Annotated in this window: 15 protein-coding genes; 14 read left to right on the top strand and 1 reads right to left on the bottom strand. The window is 71.8% G+C overall.

Annotation, left to right across the window (positions count from 1 at the left end):
- Positions 1 to 296 precede the first annotated feature (296 nt).
- The 10 genes from ACYBSK_RS27280 to ACYBSK_RS27325 all read left to right on the top strand — a co-directional run bounded on the left by ACYBSK_RS27280 (position 297) and on the right by ACYBSK_RS27325 (position 14,640).
- Positions 297 to 2,729, top strand: a complete 2,433-nt coding sequence (locus ACYBSK_RS27280) for a Pls/PosA family non-ribosomal peptide synthetase (protein WP_460243700.1) — start codon at positions 297 to 299, stop codon at positions 2,727 to 2,729.
- Positions 2,726 to 4,795 (top strand): non-ribosomal peptide synthetase, encoded by a 2,070-nt coding sequence (locus ACYBSK_RS27285; protein ID WP_460243701.1) that lies wholly within the window; start codon positions 2,726 to 2,728, stop codon positions 4,793 to 4,795. The genes ACYBSK_RS27280 and ACYBSK_RS27285 overlap by 4 nt, the downstream gene beginning before the upstream one ends.
- A 25-nt stretch (positions 4,796 to 4,820) precedes the next feature.
- Positions 4,821 to 5,819: a TauD/TfdA family dioxygenase gene (locus tag ACYBSK_RS27290; RefSeq protein WP_460243702.1), complete on the top strand. Its 999-nt coding sequence runs from the start codon at positions 4,821 to 4,823 to the stop codon at positions 5,817 to 5,819.
- Positions 5,816 to 6,844: a 2,3-diaminopropionate biosynthesis protein SbnB gene (sbnB, locus tag ACYBSK_RS27295; RefSeq protein ID WP_460243703.1), complete on the top strand. Its 1,029-nt coding sequence runs from the start codon at positions 5,816 to 5,818 to the stop codon at positions 6,842 to 6,844. The genes ACYBSK_RS27290 and sbnB overlap by 4 nt, the downstream gene beginning before the upstream one ends.
- A gap of 56 nt (positions 6,845 to 6,900) precedes the next feature.
- A complete protein-coding gene (sbnA, locus tag ACYBSK_RS27300) occupies positions 6,901 to 7,881 on the top strand; it encodes a 2,3-diaminopropionate biosynthesis protein SbnA (protein WP_457479884.1) in 981 nt (326 codons plus the stop codon).
- A 36-nt stretch (positions 7,882 to 7,917) separates the two neighbouring features.
- Complete coding sequence (locus ACYBSK_RS27305) at positions 7,918 to 9,567, top strand: acyl-CoA dehydrogenase family protein (protein WP_460243704.1); 1,650 nt, start codon at positions 7,918 to 7,920, stop codon at positions 9,565 to 9,567.
- 215 nt (positions 9,568 to 9,782) lie between these two features.
- Positions 9,783 to 11,075, top strand: a complete 1,293-nt coding sequence (locus ACYBSK_RS27310) for a helix-turn-helix domain-containing protein (protein WP_460243705.1) — start codon at positions 9,783 to 9,785, stop codon at positions 11,073 to 11,075.
- Between the two features lie 135 nt (positions 11,076 to 11,210).
- Positions 11,211 to 11,861, top strand: coding sequence for a DUF1266 domain-containing protein (locus ACYBSK_RS27315; protein ID WP_457479887.1), 651 nt, complete (start codon positions 11,211 to 11,213; stop codon positions 11,859 to 11,861).
- A 37-nt stretch (positions 11,862 to 11,898) separates the two neighbouring features.
- Positions 11,899 to 12,393, top strand: a complete 495-nt coding sequence (locus ACYBSK_RS27320) for a MarR family winged helix-turn-helix transcriptional regulator (RefSeq protein WP_457479888.1) — start codon at positions 11,899 to 11,901, stop codon at positions 12,391 to 12,393.
- 150 nt (positions 12,394 to 12,543) lie between these two features.
- Complete coding sequence (locus tag ACYBSK_RS27325) at positions 12,544 to 14,640, top strand: MMPL family transporter (protein ID WP_460243706.1); 2,097 nt, start codon at positions 12,544 to 12,546, stop codon at positions 14,638 to 14,640.
- A gap of 25 nt (positions 14,641 to 14,665) precedes the next feature.
- Here the strand turns inward: ACYBSK_RS27325 and ACYBSK_RS27330 are convergent, their stop codons facing one another.
- Positions 14,666 to 15,697: a M4 family metallopeptidase gene (locus tag ACYBSK_RS27330; RefSeq protein ID WP_460243707.1), complete on the bottom strand. Its 1,032-nt coding sequence runs from the start codon at positions 15,695 to 15,697 to the stop codon at positions 14,666 to 14,668.
- 127 nt (positions 15,698 to 15,824) lie between these two features.
- Between ACYBSK_RS27330 and ACYBSK_RS27335 the strand changes: the two genes are divergently transcribed.
- The 4 genes from ACYBSK_RS27335 to ACYBSK_RS27350 all read left to right on the top strand — a co-directional run bounded on the left by ACYBSK_RS27335 (position 15,825) and on the right by ACYBSK_RS27350 (position 19,322).
- Positions 15,825 to 16,412, top strand: a complete 588-nt coding sequence (locus ACYBSK_RS27335; RefSeq protein ID WP_460243708.1) for a GNAT family N-acetyltransferase — start codon at positions 15,825 to 15,827, stop codon at positions 16,410 to 16,412.
- A 329-nt stretch (positions 16,413 to 16,741) separates the two neighbouring features.
- A complete protein-coding gene (locus ACYBSK_RS27340; protein WP_457479892.1) occupies positions 16,742 to 18,439 on the top strand; it encodes a nitrite/sulfite reductase in 1,698 nt (565 codons plus the stop codon).
- Positions 18,436 to 18,615, top strand: a complete 180-nt coding sequence (locus ACYBSK_RS27345; protein WP_457479893.1) for a hypothetical protein — start codon at positions 18,436 to 18,438, stop codon at positions 18,613 to 18,615. The genes ACYBSK_RS27340 and ACYBSK_RS27345 overlap by 4 nt, the downstream gene beginning before the upstream one ends.
- Entirely contained in the window at positions 18,612 to 19,322 is a 711-nt protein-coding gene (locus ACYBSK_RS27350) for a phosphoadenylyl-sulfate reductase (protein ID WP_457479894.1), read from the top strand. The genes ACYBSK_RS27345 and ACYBSK_RS27350 overlap by 4 nt, the downstream gene beginning before the upstream one ends.
- Positions 19,323 to 19,327: the final 5 nt, after the last annotated feature.

The raw sequence follows: 19,327 nt of genomic DNA on the forward strand, positions 1-19,327 counted from the left end.
TGAACCGTCTCTTTGGTGTGTTCCCCGGCGAGCCGCACGAAATGATCGGCCGACCGCCATGTGCGCGTCAGGGACAGGCAATCGGAAATCGCCAATGCCTGGAGCGCGATTGAACCGTTCATGAGTTTCTGGAAAGAATCCGCATTGCATGCCGCGCGCTCTCGGGGGGGCCGTCAGAGCGCGTGTGACAAGGGGGAAACAGGGGGTCACGGGCCACTGCCCGTTCGCATTGTGACGCGCTTTTCCCATGCATCGGAAGCCGCACAAAGCCATGTGTTTTTTCATGAGGAGCCGTCTTGTCGAATGGCACGGAGAATGTTCTCGCCGAAGTTCTTGCTGGCGTCGTACGGGTGGAGCACGTGCCCCCGGACAGTCATTTCTTCGACGATCTGTGCGCCAACTCCCTGGTAATGGCGCACTTCTGCGCCCGCGTACGCAAGCGGGACGATCTGCCGTCGGTGTCCATGCGGGACGTCTACGGGAATCCGACGATCCGTTCACTGGCCGCGGCGCTCGACGCCGCCCCGGTCGCCACCGCGACCCGGCCGAAGCCGCCCCCGCCCGCGCCGCCACCGCCGGGCAGCACGCCCCGGTATCTGCTCTGCGGGGCACTCCAGTTCCTGGTGTTCGCCCTGTACTGCGCGCTCGCCGGGGTGGCCGCCGCGCGCGGCTACGCGTGGGTGGCGGACGGCGACGGTGTCCTTGAGGTGTACGTGCGGTCCGCGGTCTTCGGCGGCGCCGTCTTCGTGGGCGCCTGCCTGCTGCCGGTGCTCGCCAAGTGGCTGCTGGTGGGCCGTTGGCGGGAGACCGAGTTCCCGGTGTGGAGCCTCGCCTACGTGCGCTTTTGGACGGTGAAGGCGCTGCTGCACGCCAACCCGATGGTGCTGTTCGTGGGCAGCCCGCTGTACGTGCAGTACTTGCGGCTGCTCGGGGCGCGCATCGGCAGGAACGTGACGATCCTGTCCCATGCCGTGCCGGTCTGCACCGACCTGCTGACGATCGGCGCGGACACCGTGGTCCGCAAGGAGGCCTACTTCCTGGGGTACCGGACGCTGGCCGGCCGGGTGCGCACCGGTCCGGTGACCATCGGCCGGGACGTCTTCATCGGTGAGAAGACCGTCCTCGACATCGGCACGACGCTGCGCGACGGGACCCAACTCGGCCACGCCTCCGCCCTGTACGACGGCGCCGAGGTGCCGGCGGGCGAGCACTGGCACGGCTCCCCCGCCGAGCGGACCGACGTCGACTACGTCCGCGTACCGGCGACCGGCACGTCCGTGGCGCGCCGCGCCCTCTTCGGTTTCGCGGGTCTGACGCAGCTGCTCCTGCTGTACGTGCCGATCGCGGTGGGCGGCACGCACCTGGCGCTGACGGAGCTGCCCGCGCTGGACGTGCTGTTCGCGCCGGACACGCAGGACCTGGGGTCCGCCGCGTTCTACGGCGAGGCGCTCGGGCTGTCCCTCGCGGGGTTCCTGGCGTTCGTCGCGCTCGGCTTCGCCGGGGTGGCGCTGCTGCCGCGCGCGCTGCGTCCACTGGTGCGCCCGGACCGCACGTATCCGCTGTACGGGTTCCACTACGGGGTGCAGCGCGCCGTCGCCCGGATGACGAACATCAAGTTCTTCAAGTGGCTGGCGGGCGACAGCTCGTACATCGTCGGGTATCTGCGCTCCATCGGGTACGACCTGTCGAACGTCGAGCAGACGGGGTCGAACTTCGGTACGGAGGTCCAGCACGAGACGCCGTACCTGGCGACGGTGGGCCGCGGCACGATGGTCGCCGACGGGCTCTCGATCCTGAACGCGGAGTTCTCTGCGAGCTCGTTCCGCCTGTCGCGCGCGACGATCGGGGCGCACAGCTTCCTCGGCAACCACATCGCCTATCCGTCGGGCGGCCGCACGGGCGAGAACGTGCTGCTGGCCACGAAGGTGATGGTGCCGCTCGACGGCGAGGTCCGCAGCGACGTGGGGCTGCTCGGCTCCCCGCCGTTCGAGATCCCGCGCACGGTGGAGCGCGACAGCCGCTTCGACCATCTGCGCCGGGGCGAGGAGTTCAAGCGGCGTCTCGCCGCGAAGAACCGCTACAACCTGCGCTCGATGGGCCTGTTCCTGTTCGTGCGGTGGCTGCACTGGTTCGCGCTGTCGGTCATCGCGTTCGGCGCGATCGACCTGTACGCGGGAGCGGGCGTCGCGGGCGGGCTGCTGCTCGGCGCGGCGATGGTCGCCGGTCTCGTGTTCAGCACCTGCTACTACGTGCTGGTGGAGCGGCTGATCTGCCGGTTCCGGCCGCTGACTCCCCGGTTGTGCTCGATCTACGACCCGTACTTCCGGTGGCACGAGCGGCTGTGGAAGGTGCCGGACAACCACCTCGTGGTGTTCAACGGGACGCCGTTCAAGAACGTGGTGTGGCGGCTGCTCGGCGTGCGTGTGGGGCGCCGGGTCTTCGACGACGGGGCCAGCATCACCGAGCGCACGCTGGCGTCGCTCGGCGACGACTGCACGCTCGGCGCGCACTCCAAGATCCAGGCCCATTCGCAGGAGGACGGCACGTTCAAGTCGGACCGGATCGTGATCGGCGCCGGCGCCACGGTCGGCACGGGTGCGCTGGTGCACTACGGGACCGAGCTGGGCGAGGGCGCCGTGCTCGCCCCCGACTCCTTCCTGATGAAGGGCGAGCAGATGCCGGCGGGCGCCGACTGGGGCGGCAACCCGGCAGTGGAGAGGCAGTCATGACGGACTTTCAGTGGACCCGCACTCCGGCCGTTGGCACGGAGGTGCTCGATGTACCGCTCCCCGAGGGCCTGTTGGCGTCCGGGCGAGCCCTGGAGGCGGCCCGCGCCCGGGTGCGCGACGCCCTGTCGCTGGACCCCGACGACCCGGTGTTCCGGGTGGACGCCACCGAGGCGGGCGCCCTGCGCGTCCATTACCGCACCGGCTTCCTCGACGCGGAGGCGGCGGCCCGGGTGGCCGGGTATCACATCGCCGCGCTGGCCGGTCCGCCGCACCGGAGCCTGCTGTCCGAGGGCGAACTCCGGCACCAGTTGCAGGAGTTGGCCGGTCCGGCCCGGGTCCTTCCGGACCGGCGGGTGCACGAGCTGTTCGAGGAGCGGGTGGCCGAGCACCCGGACGCGCCGGCCGTCGCCGACGCCGACCGGGTGTGGACGTACGCGGAGCTCGACGCGCGGGCCAATCAGGTGGGCCGGGCGCTGCTGGCACGCGGTCTGCGGCCCGAGGGCGTCGTCGCCGTCGTCATGGAACGCGGCCTGGACTGGGCGGCGGCCGTCCTCGGCGTGCTGAAGGCGGGCGGGGTGTATCTCCCGGTCGAGCCGCACTTCCCGGCCGAGCGCGTCGCGACCATGCTGGCCCGCGCCGACTGCCGCCTGGTGGTCGCCGACCGGGACGGCACGTTCTCCGTGGCGGACGCGTACGCCGAAGGGCATCCGGACACCGCCCTCGGTGTGCCGGTCGCGCCGGACCAACTCGCCTATCTGTACTTCACGTCGGGGTCCACCGGCGAGCCGAAGGGCGCGCTGTGCGAGCACGCCGGATTCCTCAACCACGTCCTCGCCAAGATCGACGACCTGGGGATCGGCGCCGGGGACACGGTCGCGCAGACGGCGCCGCAGTGCTTCGACATCTCGCTGTGGCAGCTGGTCTCCGCGCTGGTCGTCGGCGGCCGCACCCTGGTCGTCGGCCAGGACGCGATCCTCGACGTCGCCCGGTTCGTGGACACGGTCGAGCGGGGCCGGGTCAACGTGCTTCAGGTGGTGCCGTCGTACCTGGAGGCGGTCCTTGCCGAGCTGGCGCGGCGCCCTCGGGACCTGCCCGATCTGCGCTGTGTGTCGGTGACCGGGGAGGCCGTGAAGGCGGAGCTGGTGCGCCGCTGGTTCGCGGCGCGCCCCGGGGTGCGGCTGGTCAACGCGTACGGGCTGACGGAGACCTCCGACGACACCAACCACGAGGTCATGTCCGGGCCGCCGGAGGGCGACCGGGTGCCGCTCGGCCCGCCGGTCGCGAACGTACGGATCTACGTCGTGGACGAGGACCTGCTGCCGGTGCCGCTCGGCGCGCCCGGCGAGATCGTCTTCTCGGGGGTGTGCGTGGGCCGCGGTTACGTCAACGATCCGGAGCGCACGAAGGCCGCGTTCACCGAGGATCCGTACCGGCCGGGCGAGCGCCTCTACCGCAGTGGCGACCATGGGCGCTGGCGGCCCGACGGGAAGCTGGAGTTCCTCGGGCGCCGGGACGGCCAGGTCAAGATCCGCGGCTTCCGCGTCGAGATCGGCGAGGTGGAGAACGCGCTGCTGCGGGTGGCCGGGGTCCGTGACGCGGCGGTGGTCGTGGTGCGGGGCACGCAGCTCGCGGCGTTCTGCACCGGTCCGCACCCCGTGGACGTGCGGGAACCGGCGGCCGCCGCGCTGCCCGCGTACATGGTGCCGTCGGTCGTGCACTGGCGGGAGCGGCTGCCGCTGACCGCCAACGGCAAGGTCGACCGCCGGGCCCTGACCGCGCTCGCCGAACAGCTGGACACCGGCGGCGCGCCGCCGCGTACGGGGACCGAGCGGCGGCTCGCCGCGCTCTGGGCCGACGTGCTCGGTGTCCCGGTCGAGCGCATCGGCCGCCACGACCGCTTCTTCGACCTCGGCGGCACCTCACTGGCCGCCGTGAAACTCGCGGTCGCCCTGGACCGGGCGATCACGCTCAAGGACGTCACGCGCCACCCGGTCCTCGCGGACCTGGCGGAACTGCTGGACGACGCAATAGAGGCAACGACCGCAACAGCCACCACCACCCACTGAAACCGCTGGAAGGAAGCGCACCCGCATGTCGCTCTCGACACCGTCCCCACATGTTGAACTCATCGCCGAAGGGCCGCCCTTGGTGCACGCCGACTGCGCGGGCGACCCGGAGGGCTGGACCGCCGAGCACCGCCGCGCGGTCCACGCCGTCGTCGCCGAGCACGGCTGCGCCCTCGTGCGCGGCCTCGGCATCACCGACCCGGGCACCGCGGCCGCCGTGTTCAAGCAGGCGGCCGACACCCTGATGGCCGACCGGGAGCCGTTCGCGCCGCGCCGCGGCTACCCGGACGGCATGTACTCGGCGACGAAGTGGCCGCCGAACCAACTGATGTGCATGCACCACGAGTTGAGCTACTGCCTGGAGTTCCCGGGCCTTCAGCTGTTCGCCTGCCTGGAGACGCCCGCGAGCGGCGGGGCGACCGGTCTCGCCGACGCGCGCGCCGTCCTGAAGGCTCTGCCCGCCGCGCTGCGGGAACGCTTCGAGCGGGAGGGCTGGATCCTCGCCCGGACGTACCACGAGGAGATCGGCGCCTCCGTCGCGGAGGCGTTCGGCACCGACGACCGGGAGGCCGTCGCCGCCTACTGCCGCGCCCACGCCATCGGCTTCGCCTGGCAGGACGACGGCTCGCTGCGCACCCGGCAGCGGCGCAGCGCGGTCGTCCGTCACCCGCGCGACGGCGCCCCGGTCTGGTTCAACCAGATCGGTTTCCTGAGCGAGTGGACGATGGAGCCGGAGGTCCGCGAGTACCTCGTCGAGGACTACGGGCCGGAAGGGCTGCCCTTCAACACCCTGTACGGCAACGGCGATCCGCTGGAGGAGGACGTGGTGCGCACCCTGAACGAGGTGTACGAGGCGCACACCGTGCGCACCCGGTGGCGCCCCGGCGATCTGCTGCTCGTCGACAACGTGCGCACGGCGCACAGCCGGGAGCCGTTCGACGGGCCGCGCGAGGTGCTGGTCGGGCTCGCCGATCCGGTGCGGCTCGCGGACTGCGCACCGAGCGTCGAGGCGGCCGCCGGATGAGCGCCGTCGCGCCCGGGTTCGCCGTGATCCCCGGCGAACAGGTCCAGCAGGTGCTGCGGGGCCGTGAGGTGGAGGTCGGCGAGCTCGTCGAGACGGTGTACCGGCTGCACGGGGTGGGCGACACCGTGAACCCGCCCTCGTACTTCCTGCGGTTCCCGGACCGGCCTCGCGCGCGGATCATCGCGCTGCCCGCGTCGCTCGGCGGGCCGCTGCGCACGGACGGGCTTAAGTGGATCTCCAGTTTCCCGGAGAACACCCGCTCGGGCCTGCCGCGCGCCTCCGCCGTGCTGATCCTCAACGACCCGGACACCGGCTATCCGTATGCCTGCCTGGAGAGTTCGGTGATCAGCGCGACCCGGACGGCGTCGTCCGCGGCGCTCGCCGCGGACCGGCTCAGCCGGGGCCGGGAGCGGCCGCGCCGGGTCGGTTTCATCGGCACCGGGCTGATCGCCCGGCACATCCACACCCATCTCACCGCGACCGGCTGGGAGTTCGAGGAGACGGCCGTGCACGACCTGTCGGCGGAGAGCGCCGCCGGGTTCCGCGGCTATCTGGAGCGGGCGGGCACCAAGGGCCGCATCACGGTGCACGACGACGCCGAACGGCTGATCCGGGAGAGCGACCTGGTGGTCTTCGCCACGGTCGCCGCGAAACCGCACATCCACGACCGGTCCTGGTTCGAACACCATCCGTTGGTGCTGCACGTGTCGCTGCGCGATCTCGCGCCCGAGATCCTGCTCGACAGCGCCAACTACGTGGACGACGTCGAGCACTGCCTGAAGGCGGAGACATCGCCGCATCTGGCCGAACAGCTCACCGGTGGAAGGGACTTCATCGACGGAACGCTCGACGACGTGCTCACCGGGCGCGTCGAGGTGCCGGACGCGAGGACCGTGGTGTTCTCGCCGTTCGGACTCGGGGTACTCGACCTGGCCGTCGGCCGGTTCGTGCACGACGAGGTGGCCCGGCAGGGCCGGCTCCACGTCGTGGACGGCTTCTTCGACGAACTGCGACGGCACGGCTGAGAAACAGGGGGACATCATGCACGGGGGACACAGGAATGAGGGGGGCGGCACACGCCATGCCAGTCATTGACGATCCCGCACAGTTCAACGAGGAGGAGCTGTACGTCGACCTGCGGGCCTCACTGGGCCTGCCGCTCTTCCTCAAGTGCGAAGGCTTCAACTTCGCCGGGTCCATCAAGCTGAAGGCTGCCACCGCGATGGTGGACGCCGCCGAACGCGACGGCCTGCTGCGGCCCGGCAGCATTCTCATCGAGTCGTCGTCGGGGAACCTGGGGCTCGCGCTCAGCGTCATCGCGGCGCACCGCGGATACCGGTTCCTGTGCGTGACCGACGACCGCTGCAACCAGACGACGATCCGGCTGATGGAGGCCCTCGGCAGCCGCGTGCACGTGGTCCGCGAACCGGCGGCGCACGGCGGCCTGCTGGCGGCCCGGCTCGGGTACGTACGGGCGATGTGCGCGGCCGACGACCGGTACGTCTGGCTCGACCAGCACAGCAACAACCACAACTGGCGGGCGCACTACCGCACCACGGCCCCGGCCATCGCCCACCGCTTCCCGCGCCTCGACGTGCTCTTCGTCGGGGCGGGGACCACGGGCACGCTGATGGGGTGCGCCCGCTGGTTCTGGCAGTGGCGGCGCCGGGTGCACATCGTCGCCGTCGACAGCGTCGGCTCGGTCAGCTTCGGCGGGCCGGCGGGGCGCCGTCTCATCCCGGGCCTCGGCGCGGGGGTGCGGCCGCCGCTGCTCGACACCTCGTACATCGACGACGTGGTGCACGTCGACGAGTCGGACGCGCTGCGCACGTGCCGTGCGCTCGCCGCCCGGGGCTTCCTGTTCGGCGGGTCGACCGGCACCGTGATCAGCGGGGCACGGCAGTGGCTCGACCGGCACGGGCAGCCCGATCTCACCTCGGTGGCGATCGCCCCTGACCTCGGCGAACGCTATCTCGACACCGTGTACCGCCCCGGCTGGCCGAACGAGGAACGCGCGCGGCCGGAATGGGACGGTGTGGCGGCCATGGCGCACAGCGGGTGACGTGACCGGGGCCCTGTCGCGGGTAGGTTCCCAGGCATGGCAGGCAGCACGCACACGGTCACCAACCAGCCCCCGCCGCTGACGGGCTACGACGTCTACGGTGCCGACCGGGCCCTCGTCGAGGGGGTGCGGCGGCACGTGGCCCCGGAGTCGCTGGACGAGGTCGCGGCCGAGCTGGCACTGCTCGGCCGCACCGCCGGGTCGGCGCAGGCGCAGGAGTGGGGGCGGCTCGCGAACGAGAATCCGCCGCGGCTGCGCACCCATGACCGCTACGGCCACCGGATCGACGAGGTGGAGTTCCACCCCGCGTGGCACCGCCTGCTCGGCAAGGGGGTGTCGGCCGGGCTCACCTCGGCGTGGACCCGCCCCGGCGGTCATGTGCGGCGCGCCGCCGCGTTCCTGGTGTGGTCGCAGGTGGAGGCGGGGCACCTGTGCCCGCTGTCGATGACGCACGCGGCGGTGCCCGCGCTGCGCACGGATCCGGCTCTCGCCGCCGAGTGGGAGCCCCGGCTGACGTCGACGGTCTACGACTCCGGGATGCGGCCCGCCGCGCTGAAGGCCGGTGTCCTCTTCGGCATGGGGATGACGGAGAAGCAGGGCGGCAGCGACGTACGGGCCAATACGACGCGTGCCGTACCGCTGGCGGACGACGGGGCGTACGCGCTGACGGGCCACAAGTGGTTCTGCAGCGCGCCGATGTCGGACGGTTTCCTGGTCCTCGCGCAGGCGGCTGACGCCGGACCGACCTGTTTCCTCGTGCCGCGTGTGCTGGCGGACGGCACGCGCAACGCGTTCGCCCTCCAGCGTCTCAAGGACAAGCTGGGCAACCGGTCGAACGCGTCGGCCGAGGTGGAGTTCGACGGGACGTGGGCGCGCCGGGTCGGCGAGGAGGGGCGCGGGGTGCGCACCATCATCGAGATGGTGGCGGCGACCCGGCTGGACTGCGTGCTCGGCTCGGCGGCCCTCATGCGGCAGGCGGTGGCGCAGGCGGTGCACCACTGCGCGTACCGCGAGGCGTTCGGCGCGAAGCTCGTCGACCAGCCGCTGATGAGCAACGTACTGGCGGATCTGGCGCTGGAGTCGGAGGCGGCGACGACGCTCGGGCTGCGGCTCGCCGCCGCGTACGACGACGGGGGCGAGCAGGAGCGGGCGTTCCTGCGGATCGCGGTGCCGGCGGCCAAGTACTGGGTGACGAAGCGCTGTACGCCGCTGGTGGCGGAGGCCCTGGAGTGCCTCGGGGGGAACGGGTACGTCGAGGAGTCGGGGATGCCGCGGCTGCTGCGCGAGTCGCCGCTGAACTCGATCTGGGAGGGCGCGGGGAACGTGCAGGCCCTGGACGTGCTGCGGGCGTTGCAGCGGGAGCCGGCGGCGCTCAACGCGTTCCTCGTCGAGGTCGGGAAGGCGCGTGGCGCCGACCACCGGCTCGACGCGGCGGTGAAGGACCTGCTGACCGAACTGGGCGACCTGGACGGCATCGAGACGCGGGCGCGGCGGCTCGTGGAGCGGATCGCGCTGGTGCTCCAGGGTTCGCTGCTCGTGCGGTACGGGCCCGCCGACGTGGCCGACGCGTTCTGCGCGGGGCGGTTCGGGGGCGACCGGGGCGCGGGCTTCGGGACGCTGCCGCACACGCTGGATCTGGCGGCCCTGGTGGAGCGGGCGCTGCCGTCCGGCAGCACCGAGAACTGATACGGGGATGGTGCTGCGCCGACACGGCACCATCCCCGCTCATCAGGCCCCTAGAGGAGCTCGAACGCCGCGAGCGGCGGCGTTGCTTCCAGTCTCAAACGGCTCACGGATGTACACCAGGGTTGCAAGGGGTTGCAACGTTCCTCGGTAACACCCACCCTTGCCGGGGTCAGCAGGGCAGGATGGGCGCATCTCCCCTAACTGAGGTTCCCGGCATGAACAAGGATTCGACGATCGACCTCGCGCGGTTGTCCGCCATGGACGTGGCGCACTCGTCCCGGCTGCTCAAGGGGGTGCGCGAGGCGACACTCTCGGGTCAGCGGCCTCGCCTGCGTCCGCGGCCGGTGATCGGCGATTCCTGGCGGCGGATGCTGGACCGCGGCCTCGACCCGGACCACGACGTGCGGGCGGGGCTGCTCAGCACCGAGGAGCTGGAGGAGCGGCGGCAGACCTCACCGCTGCTGCCGCTGCTGCCGCTGCTGCGCGAGGCGCTGGTGACGGTGGCCGACGCGGCGCAGCACATCATGGTGATCAGTGACGCGGACGGCCGGATCCTGTGGCGGGAGGGGCACCCCGGGGTGCTGCGCATGGCCGACCGGCTCGGTTTCGAGGTGGGCGCGCACTGGGCGGAGGACGTCGTCGGCACGAACGGGATCGGGACGCCGCTGGTGACCCGCCGCCCCGAACAGATCTTCTCCGCCGAGCACTTCGTGCAGTCGCAGCATCCGTGGATCTGCACGGGCGCGCCGGTGACGGACCCGCGCGACGGGCGGCTGCTGGGTGTCGTGGACATCAGCGGCCCCCTGGACACCATGCATCCGGCGACGCTGTCGTGGGTGCACTCGGTGGCGCAGCTCGCCGAGGCGCGGCTGCGCGAGCAGTCGCAGGCGGGCCTGGAGCGGCTGCGTTCGGTGGCGGCTCCGGCGCTGGCCCGGATGAGCGGGCGGGCCCTCGCGGTCGACGGTCTCGGCTGGACGGCGGCGGTCACCGGGATGCCGCCGGTGGACCGGGTGGCGCTGCCCAAGTCCCTGACGGAGGGCAGCTGCTGGGTGCCGTCGCTCGGGGCGTGCCGGGTGTCGCCGCTGCCCGGTGGCTGGCTGCTGATGGTGGACGAGGAGCCGCGGCCGCTGGACGCGACACGGATCGCCCTCGACGTGAGCCGGGCGCGCCGCTGGTCTTTGGAGGTGACCGGGACGGCCGCCTCCTGGACCCACGAACTGAGCCCGCGCCACGCCGAGTTGCTGTACGTCCTCACCCTGCACCCGGCGGGCCGCAGCGCCTCCGAGCTGGCCGAGGACCTGTTCGGCGACCGGGGCCGTACGGTGACGGTGCGCGCGGAGATGTCCCGCGTCCGCCGCTACCTCGGCGCCCTCCTCGCGCACCGCCCCTACCGCTTCGCGGACGACGCGGAGGTCGGCGTGCTGCTGCCGGACGACCCGCGGGATCTGCTGCCGCACTCGGCGGCACCCGCGGTGCTCGCGGCCCGTGCGGCGGGCGGCGGACGCTAGCGGTGCGGTTGGCGCGGCGGTGACGGTGGTTGCGGTGGGCCGGGCCCACGTCGCGGGGCTCCGCCCCGGACCCCGCTGCTCAATCGCCACAGGGGCTTGGTGGGGTTCGTCATCGGTTCGGTACAGTCCGCGCCCATGTTCTTCACACGCATCAGGCCGAGGACACGGCGCGTCCAGCGGGCGCCTCTCACCGCGCACCAGCTCTGGATGGTGGCGCTGAGTGCGCCCGTGCGGCCGGACAAGGACGCGTCCCGGACCACGCTCCACCCGTTCAAGCGCCTCGACGAGGACAAGGCGCGGCGCCGTCTCGTCGAGCAGTGGGAGTCCGGCACGCGGGACGAGCTGCTGGTGCGGCTCGGCGCGCTGGCGCGGTCCGGGTTCCGGGAGCAGGCCCGCGCCCGGCTCGGCGTGGCGCCGCTGGCCTGGGACATCGCCCTGTACGCGGACGCCGCGCGGTGCGGTTTCGCCGCCGGGCTGCTCTCCGAGGCGGACGCCTGGAACCTGCTGAAGAACGTGGTGCCGCAGGTGGCGGGCACGTACAACACGTGGCAGGAGTACGCCGACCACTATCTCCTCGGGCTCTCGGCCTGGCGCGAGGGCGTGCGCGGGACACCGGGCGAGTCGCTGCTCGCCCCGCAGGACGCGATGGAGCGCCACGTGACGGCGCTGCTCGACCCCGCGAACCGCAGGAGCCCGTGGCAGCGGACGCCGCTCGACGTCATCCGGGGGCCCGACCGGCCCGCCGAAGGAAGCCGCACGTCAGGCCCGCCCAGGCGCCGCGAGTAAGCTGGCGCACCCTCGTAGTGGAGTGAAGGGGTGAGCCGTGGGCGTGGGTGGACGGGCCGAGGGGGCCGACGACGGGAGCGCGACCGCAGCGACGGATCTGCGCCGTCTCGCGGTGGAGCTGCGCCGCCTCAACGGCGAGCTGACCCGTGTGGTCCACGGCTTCGCCACCGGCCAGGACCTGCACCCCACCGACGTACAGGCCCTCGCCGTCGTCCTGGACTCCACGGAACCCGTCACCCCCAGCGTGCTGCGCCGCCGCCTCGGTCTCACCTCCGGCGCGGTGAGCGCCTGCGTCGACCGGCTGGAGCGCGCCGGCCACCTGCGCCGGGTGCGCGAGAGCAGCGACCGCCGCGTGGTGCACCTCCAGTACGTGTCCGGGGCGCAGGTACGGGCCCGCAAGTACTTCGGCCCGCTCGCCGAGGCCGCCGACCGGGTCCGGGCCGACTTCAGCCCGGAGGAGCTGGACGTGGTCGTGCGCTTCCTCGGCTCGCTCAACAAGGAGCTGACCGCCGTGGAGAGCCCCCGCTCGTAACCTCGCGCCCCGCGCGCACATCGATCCCCGGACGACTGCATCCGCCGGGGTGGGTACAGGGGAAGGGACGACGTATGTCACCATCCATTTAACTCAATCATTGAGATACTTTCCGATTGAGCTTGTCCGGCTGTCTTCCCTGGGAGAACCATGCCCCGCACCCACCGACGCGCCCGCTGGCTCGTGCCGATCGTCCTGCTGTTCGGCTGGCTCGCCGTCGGCGGCACCCTCGGCCCGTTCGCCGGAAAACTCGGCGAGGTCGCGACCAACGACCAGGCCGCCTTCCTGCCGCAGGGCGCCGAGTCCACCCGCGTGATCGACGCACAACGCGCCTTCAGCGAGGACGAGACCCTCCCCGCGGTGGTCGTCTGGACCGCCGACGGCGACGACGGCGACCGCCTCGGCGGCGACGAGCGCACCGCCGCCACCCGCGCCCTCGCCTCGCTCAAGGGCGAGCCGGGCGTCGTCGGCCAGGTCTCGCCCGCCCTGCCGTCCGAGGACGGCGAGGCCCTCCAGGGCGTGGTGCAGCTGCGCCCCGACCTCGGGGACGAACTCGCTCCGACGCTCGACGACATCAGGGCCGCCGCGGAGAAGGTGCCGGGCACGACGGTCGACGTCGCGGGCCCGGCGGCCAGCCAGGCCGACCTGTCCGATGCCTTCGCGGGGATCGACGGGCTGCTGCTCTCGGTGGCCCTGGTGACGGTCCTGGTGATCCTCGTCCTGGTCTACCGCAGCGTGCTGCTGCCCTTCGTGATCATCATCGGCGCGGTCTTCGCGCTCGGTGTCGCCTGCGCGATCGTCTACGTCCTCGCCGACCACGACGTCGTACGCGTCGACGGACAGGTGCAGGGCATCCTGTCGATCCTCGTCATCGGCGCCGCGACGGACTACGCACTGCTTCTCACCGCCCGCTACCGCGAGGAACTCGCCGCCCACAGCGACCGGTTCACCGCGATGCGGGCCGCGCTGCGCCGCTCGTCCGGGGCGATCGTGGCGAGCGCCGCGACCGTCGCCCTCGGTCTGCTCGCCCTGCTCCTGAGCGACCTCACCAACAACCGCGCGCTCGGCCCGGTCGGCGCCATCGGCATCGTCTGCGCCGTCCTGAGCACCCTCACGTTCCTGCCCGCCGCGCTGGTCCTGCTCGGCGGCGCCGCGTACTGGCCCGCCAAGGTGCGGGCCGACGACGGGTCGGGCGCCGGGCACGGCCTGTGGCGGCGCGTGGCGCGCTCGGTGGAGCGGGCGCCGCGCCGGATCTGGGCGATCGCGCTCGCCGGTCTGCTGGTGTGCGCGGCGTTCGCCCCCACGCTCACCTCGAAGGGCGTGCCGCTCGACGAGATCTTCGTCAACGACGCCCCCTCGGTCGCCGCGCAGGAGACGCTCGCCGAGCACTTCCCCGGCGGCTCCGGCAACCCGGCCGTGGTGATCGCGGGCGCCGACCACCGGGACGAGGTCGTCTCGGCCGCCGAGAAGGTCGACGGCGTCGCGAGCGCGTCGGTCCTCACCGAGCAGGGCCGGCCGGGCGCCGGCGAGGCCCGGGTCGTCGACGGCAAGATCCGCGTCGACGTCACGCTCAAGGACCCGGCCGACAGCGACGCGGCCAAGGAGACGGTCGCCGATCTGCGCACGGCACTGCACTCCGTCGACGGCGCCGACGCCCTCGTCGGCGGCTACACCGCGCAGCAGTACGACACCCAGAACACCGCCGAACGCGACCGCATGCTGATCGTGCCGGTGGTCCTCGCGATCATCCTGGTGATCCTCATCGGTCTGCTGCGCTCGGTGATGATGCCGCTGCTGCTGGTGGCGACGGTGGCGCTCAACTTCGTTGCCACGCTGGGCATTTCCTCGCTGGTCTTCCAGCACGTGTTCGGCTTCACGGGCACCGACGCGTCCGTGCCGCTGTACGGGTTCGTGTTCCTGGTCGCGCTCGGCGTGGATTACAACATCTTCCTGATGTCGAGGGCCCGCGAGGAGTCCCTGGAGCACGGCGTCCGCGACGGCATCCTGCGCGCGCTCGTCGCCACCGGCGGCGTGATCACGTCGGCCGGTGTCGTACTGGCCGCGACCTTCGCCGCGCTCGGCGTGATCCCGCTCGCCTTCCTGGTGCAGATCGCGTTCATCGTGGCCTTCGGCGTCCTGCTGGACACGCTGGTGGTGCGCTCGCTGCTCGTCCCGGCGCTGGTCCGGGACATCGGCCCGAAGGCGTGGTGGCCCGGACGCCTCAGCCGCAAGGAGAGCGTCGACTGAGCCACCCGGACCAGGTGCGCGAGGCCTAGAAGCCGGGGATGCCCCGGTCCGCGAAGGCCTTGCGCACCGCCGCCTCCGCGTCCGCCCCGTACATCTCACGGGCGGTCGCGACCGTCGCCCCCGCCGCCGCAGCGAAGCTGGTGTCGGGGGCGAAGTCGAACTGGGCGTTCACGATGATCCGGTCCGCGGTACGGGCGCCCAGCGCGCCGCGGATGTCGTACAGGGCGCGCGACCAGATCTCGCCGTCGGCGTGCACCTCCCCCACCCGGTCCGCGTACGTCTTGTCGGTGTCGACGCGGCGCAGGCAGTGCGGGGCGGTGTTCGTGTACGAGACCGCGTCCCAGTCGGCGACGCAGGCCAGGTCCGCCTTCACCGGCCAGTGGTGCTTGGCGGCGGCGGCCGAACCGACCTCGACCGCCAGATAGTCGCCGAACGCCTCTCCGATCGACCCGGCCTCCACCGACGTACCGAAGCCGGGCACCTGCGCGTGGTGCACGGCGTGCCCGTACTCGTGGACGACGACCTCCGCGTCCTCGGCGTCGTCGACGCCGCCCTTGCCGAACCGGATCTCGGCCTTCTTGTCGGTGAAGTAACTGTTGTCCGCGCCCCACTGGTTGATGCGGACGGGCTGAGCGCGGTCGTTGGCGCCGGGCAGTTCCGTGCCGAAGCCGAGGGACTGGAGGTACTCCTGCGCCTCGTTGACCCAGAAGTAGGCCATGACCTGCTCGAACTGGTCGGCGTGGCGGGTGTAGGCGCCGGCGTCCGCGACCTGCGCGGCGGCGCCCGTCTCGGATCTGACGGTGGCCCACTTCCCGGACAGCCCTCCGCTGCCGTCCAGATTGCGCAGCGCCGCCGTCGCGTACTGCTCGGCCGGGACCGCCGTCGCGGAGTCCTTGGCGTCGACGAGGGTCTGGTCGCCGGACGACTGGACCGGGTTCACCATGAAGATCCGCCCCTGCGGGGCCGCGGGCGCGGCGAGGGCGGGCGAAGCGAGCGTGGCCAGGGCCACGGTGAGGGTGGCCGCGGCGAGCGGGGCACGGGAGAAACGGCGGGACATCGGTACAACCTCCGGTTGGGCTGGTACGGATGGCGCGGGGGGGGGTGGCGCTGTTGCGCGCTGCCGGATCTTCCCGCATGCCGGGCACCCTTGGCCAGGGGCCGTCGGCCGTGATCCGATGTGCCGCATGAGCAGCAGCAACACCATCACCGTCACCACGTGGTCGCTGGAGCAGACCTCGCCCTCCGACCTGCGCCCCGCGACCCCGCCCGAGGGCGACGACGTGCGCATCGCGCGCGCCGGGGTCCCCTCCCCGGAGTTCAGCCGGTTCCTGTACGCGTCCGTGGGCGGCGACATCCAGTGGCTCGACCGGCTCGGCTGGACGTACGCGCAGTGGCAGGAGCAGCTGTCGCGTCCGGGTGCCGAGACCTGGGTCGCGTACGAGAAGGGCACCCCTGCCGGTTACGTGGAGCTGGACGCGCAGGACGACGGAGTGGTGGAAGTCGTCTACTTCGGCCTGATCCCGGCGTTCCGGGGGCGGCGGATCGGCGGGCACCTGCTGTCGTACGCGGTCGCGCGCGCGTGGGACCTGGCCGAGCGCTGGCCGGACCGGGAGCCGACGCGGCGGGTGTGGCTGCACACGTGCAGCAAGGACGGCGAGCACGCGATGGCGAACTACGAGCGGCGCGGCTTCAAGGTGTTCAAGGAGGAGACCGAGGAGGAGGAGAACCTGCCGACGCCCGGCCCGTGGCCGGGAGCGTTCCCCTCGGTGTGACCGATCGCTGTGACCGATCCATGTGACCGTCCGGTGTGACCGACACCACGATTGTCCGCGATGCGAGACGAACTCGTCCGCATCGCGGACAATGCTGGACCAGGTCCAAAGTCCCGTGACACGCTTTCGTCATGTCTACAGCTGGAACCGCCTTGGTGAGTCGACGTCACGTCGACTTCGGCCGCATGTCCAGCGCCATCTGTCCGGCGCGCTGATCTCTCCAGCCCTGCCGCTTTCCAGCTTCACCCGATCCACTGCGCACCGCCGCGCCTCCTGCGCGAAGTGTGCAGGTCAGTGCCGCCCTAAGCCTGCCTGAAGGACGATTCTCCATGGCTGCCACCCCCGAGACACCCGCTCCCGCCACGCCCCGCCGCAAGGTGAGCCGTCACCGTGGTGAGGGCCAGTGGGCCGTGGGCCACTTCACGCCGCTCAACGGCAACGAGCAGTTCAAGAAGGACGACGACGGTCTCAATGTACGGACACGTATTGAGACGATCTACTCCAAGCGCGGTTTCGACTCCATCGACCCCCAGGACCTGCGCGGACGCATGCGCTGGTGGGGCCTGTACACCCAGCGCAAGCCCGGCATCGACGGCGGCAAGACGGCCGTCCTGGAGCCGGAGGAGCTGGACGACGAGTACTTCATGCTGCGCGTGCGCGTGGACGGCGGCCGCCTGACCGTCGCGCAGCTGCGCGCCATCGGCGAGGTCTCCGAGAGCTACGCGCGCGGCACCGCCGACATCACCGACCGGCAGAACATCCAGCTGCACTGGATCCGCATCGAGGACGTTCCCGCGATCTGGGACAAGCTGGAGGCCGTGGGCCTGTCCACGACCGAGGCGTGCGGCGACTGCCCGCGCGTGATCATCGGCTCCCCGGTCGCCGGGATCGCCGCCGACGAGATCATCGACGGCACGCCCGCCGTGGACGAGATCCACGACCGCTACATCGGCAACAAGGAATTCTCCAACCTGCCGCGCAAGTTCAAGACCGCGATCTCCGGCTCCCCCGTCCAGGATGTGGTCCACGAGATCAACGACGTGGCCTTCGTCGGCGTCGAGCACCCGGAGCACGGTCCCGGCTTCGACCTGTGGGTCGGCGGCGGCCTGTCCACCAACCCGAAGCTCGCGCAGCGTCTCGGCACCTGGGTGCCGCTGGACGAGGTCGCCGACGTCTGGGCCGGTGTGGTCGGCATCTTCCGCGACTACGGCTACCGCCGCCTGCGCAACCGGGCGCGCCTGAAGTTCCTGATGGCCGACTGGGGCCCGGAGAAGTTCCGTGAGGTGCTCGAGAACGAGTACCTGAAGCGGAGGCTCCTGGACGGCCCCGCGCCCAAGGAGCCCGCGCAGAAGTGGCGCGACCACATCGGCGTCCACCAGCAGCGCGACGGCCGCTTCTACGTCGGGTTCGCGCCGCGCGTCGGCCGCGTGGACGGCACGACGCTCACGAAGATCGCCGAACTGGCCGCCGCGCACGGCTCGGACCGGCTGCGGACCACCGTCGAGCAGAAGATGATCATCCTCGATGTCACCGAGGACCAGGTCGACTCGCTCGTCGCGGGCCTGGAGGCGCTGGACTTCCAGGTGAAGCCCTCGCCGTTCCGCCGCGGCACGATGGCCTGCACCGGCATCGAGTTCTGCAAGCTGGCCATCGTCGAGACGAAGGCGCGCGGCTCGCAGCTCATCGACGAACTGGAGCGCCGCCTCCCGGACTTCGACGAGCCGCTCACCATCAACCTCAACGGCTGCCCGAACGCCTGCGCCCGCATCCAGGTCGCGGACATCGGTCTCAAGGGCCAGCTCGTCCTCGACGACGAGGGCAACCAGGTCGAGGGCTACCAGGTGCACCTCGGCGGCGCGCTCGGCCTGGAGGCCGGCTTCGGCCGCAAGGTGCGCGGCCTGAAGGTCACGTCGGCCGAACTGCCGGACTACATCGAGCGGGTGCTGAAGAACTACCAGGAGGAGCGCGAGACCGACGAGCGCTTCGCGACCTGGGCGGCCCGCGCGTCCGCGGAGGCCCTGTCGTGAGCGAGCGTGCCGCGCCGTTCTACTGCCCGTACTGCGGCGACGAGGATCTTCGTCCGGGCGAGGAAGGGCACGGCGCCTGGGAATGCGCGGCCTGCAACCGAGCCTTCACGTTGAAGTTCCGCGGGCTTCTCACCCGCGGGGTTCAGCGCAACGACGGTGGAGGGGAACAGATATGACGACGGCTCAAGCCCCCACGGACACGGAAGAGTTGAAGGCGCTCGCCGAGCAGGCCGGGCGCGATCTGGAGGACGCCTCCCCGCTGGAGATCCTGCGGTGGGCGACGGACACCTTCGGCAAGAAGTTCTGCGTGACCTCGTCCATGGAGGACGCGGTCGTCGCCCACCTCGCCTCCCGCGCCATGCCCGGCGTGGACGTCGTCTTCCTCGACACCGGCTACCACTTCGAGGAGACGATCGGCACCCGGGACGCCGTCGAGGCCGTGATGGACGTCAACGTCATCACGCTCACCCCGCGGCAGACGGTCGCCGAGCAGGACGCCGAGTTCGGCCCGAGGCTGCACGACCGGGACCCCGACCTGTGCTGCGCGATGCGCAAGGTCAAGCCCCTCGAAGAGGGCCTCGCCGCCTACTCCGCGTGGGCCACGGGCCTGCGCCGCGACGAGTCCCCGACCCGCGCGAACACCCCGGTCGTCGGCTGGGACGAGAAGCGGCGGAAGGTCAAGGTCTCGCCGATCGCCCGCTGGACGCAGGACGACGTCGACGCGTACGTCACCGAGCACGGAGTGCTCACCAACCCCCTCCTGATGGACGGTTACGGCTCCGTGGGCTGCGCCCCGTGCACCCGCCGCCTGCTGGAGGGCGAGGACGCGCGCGCCGGACGGTGGGCCGGCCGGTCCAAGACCGAGTGCGGACTGCACGGCTGACCGCC

The organism is Streptomyces sp. BYX5S (assembly GCF_054724165.1).

Bases quoted from the DNA above. Each gene is read 5' to 3' on its own strand.
- ACYBSK_RS27285 (WP_460243701.1), top strand. From the start codon at position 2,726: ATGACGGACTTTCAGTGGACCCGCACTCCGGCCGTTGGCACGGAGGTG.
- ACYBSK_RS27290 (WP_460243702.1), top strand. From the start codon at position 4,821: ATGTCGCTCTCGACACCGTCCCCACATGTTGAACTCATCGCCGAAGGG.
- sbnB (WP_460243703.1), top strand. From the start codon at position 5,816: ATGAGCGCCGTCGCGCCCGGGTTCGCCGTGATCCCCGGCGAACAGGTC.
- sbnA (WP_457479884.1), top strand. From the start codon at position 6,901: ATGCCAGTCATTGACGATCCCGCACAGTTCAACGAGGAGGAGCTGTAC.
- ACYBSK_RS27305 (WP_460243704.1), top strand. From the start codon at position 7,918: ATGGCAGGCAGCACGCACACGGTCACCAACCAGCCCCCGCCGCTGACG.
- ACYBSK_RS27310 (WP_460243705.1), top strand. From the start codon at position 9,783: ATGAACAAGGATTCGACGATCGACCTCGCGCGGTTGTCCGCCATGGAC.
- ACYBSK_RS27315 (WP_457479887.1), top strand. From the start codon at position 11,211: ATGTTCTTCACACGCATCAGGCCGAGGACACGGCGCGTCCAGCGGGCG.
- ACYBSK_RS27325 (WP_460243706.1), top strand. From the start codon at position 12,544: ATGCCCCGCACCCACCGACGCGCCCGCTGGCTCGTGCCGATCGTCCTG.
- ACYBSK_RS27330 (WP_460243707.1), bottom strand. From the start codon at position 15,697: ATGTCCCGCCGTTTCTCCCGTGCCCCGCTCGCCGCGGCCACCCTCACC.
- ACYBSK_RS27335 (WP_460243708.1), top strand. From the start codon at position 15,825: ATGAGCAGCAGCAACACCATCACCGTCACCACGTGGTCGCTGGAGCAG.
- ACYBSK_RS27340 (WP_457479892.1), top strand. From the start codon at position 16,742: ATGGCTGCCACCCCCGAGACACCCGCTCCCGCCACGCCCCGCCGCAAG.
- ACYBSK_RS27350 (WP_457479894.1), top strand. From the start codon at position 18,612: ATGACGACGGCTCAAGCCCCCACGGACACGGAAGAGTTGAAGGCGCTC.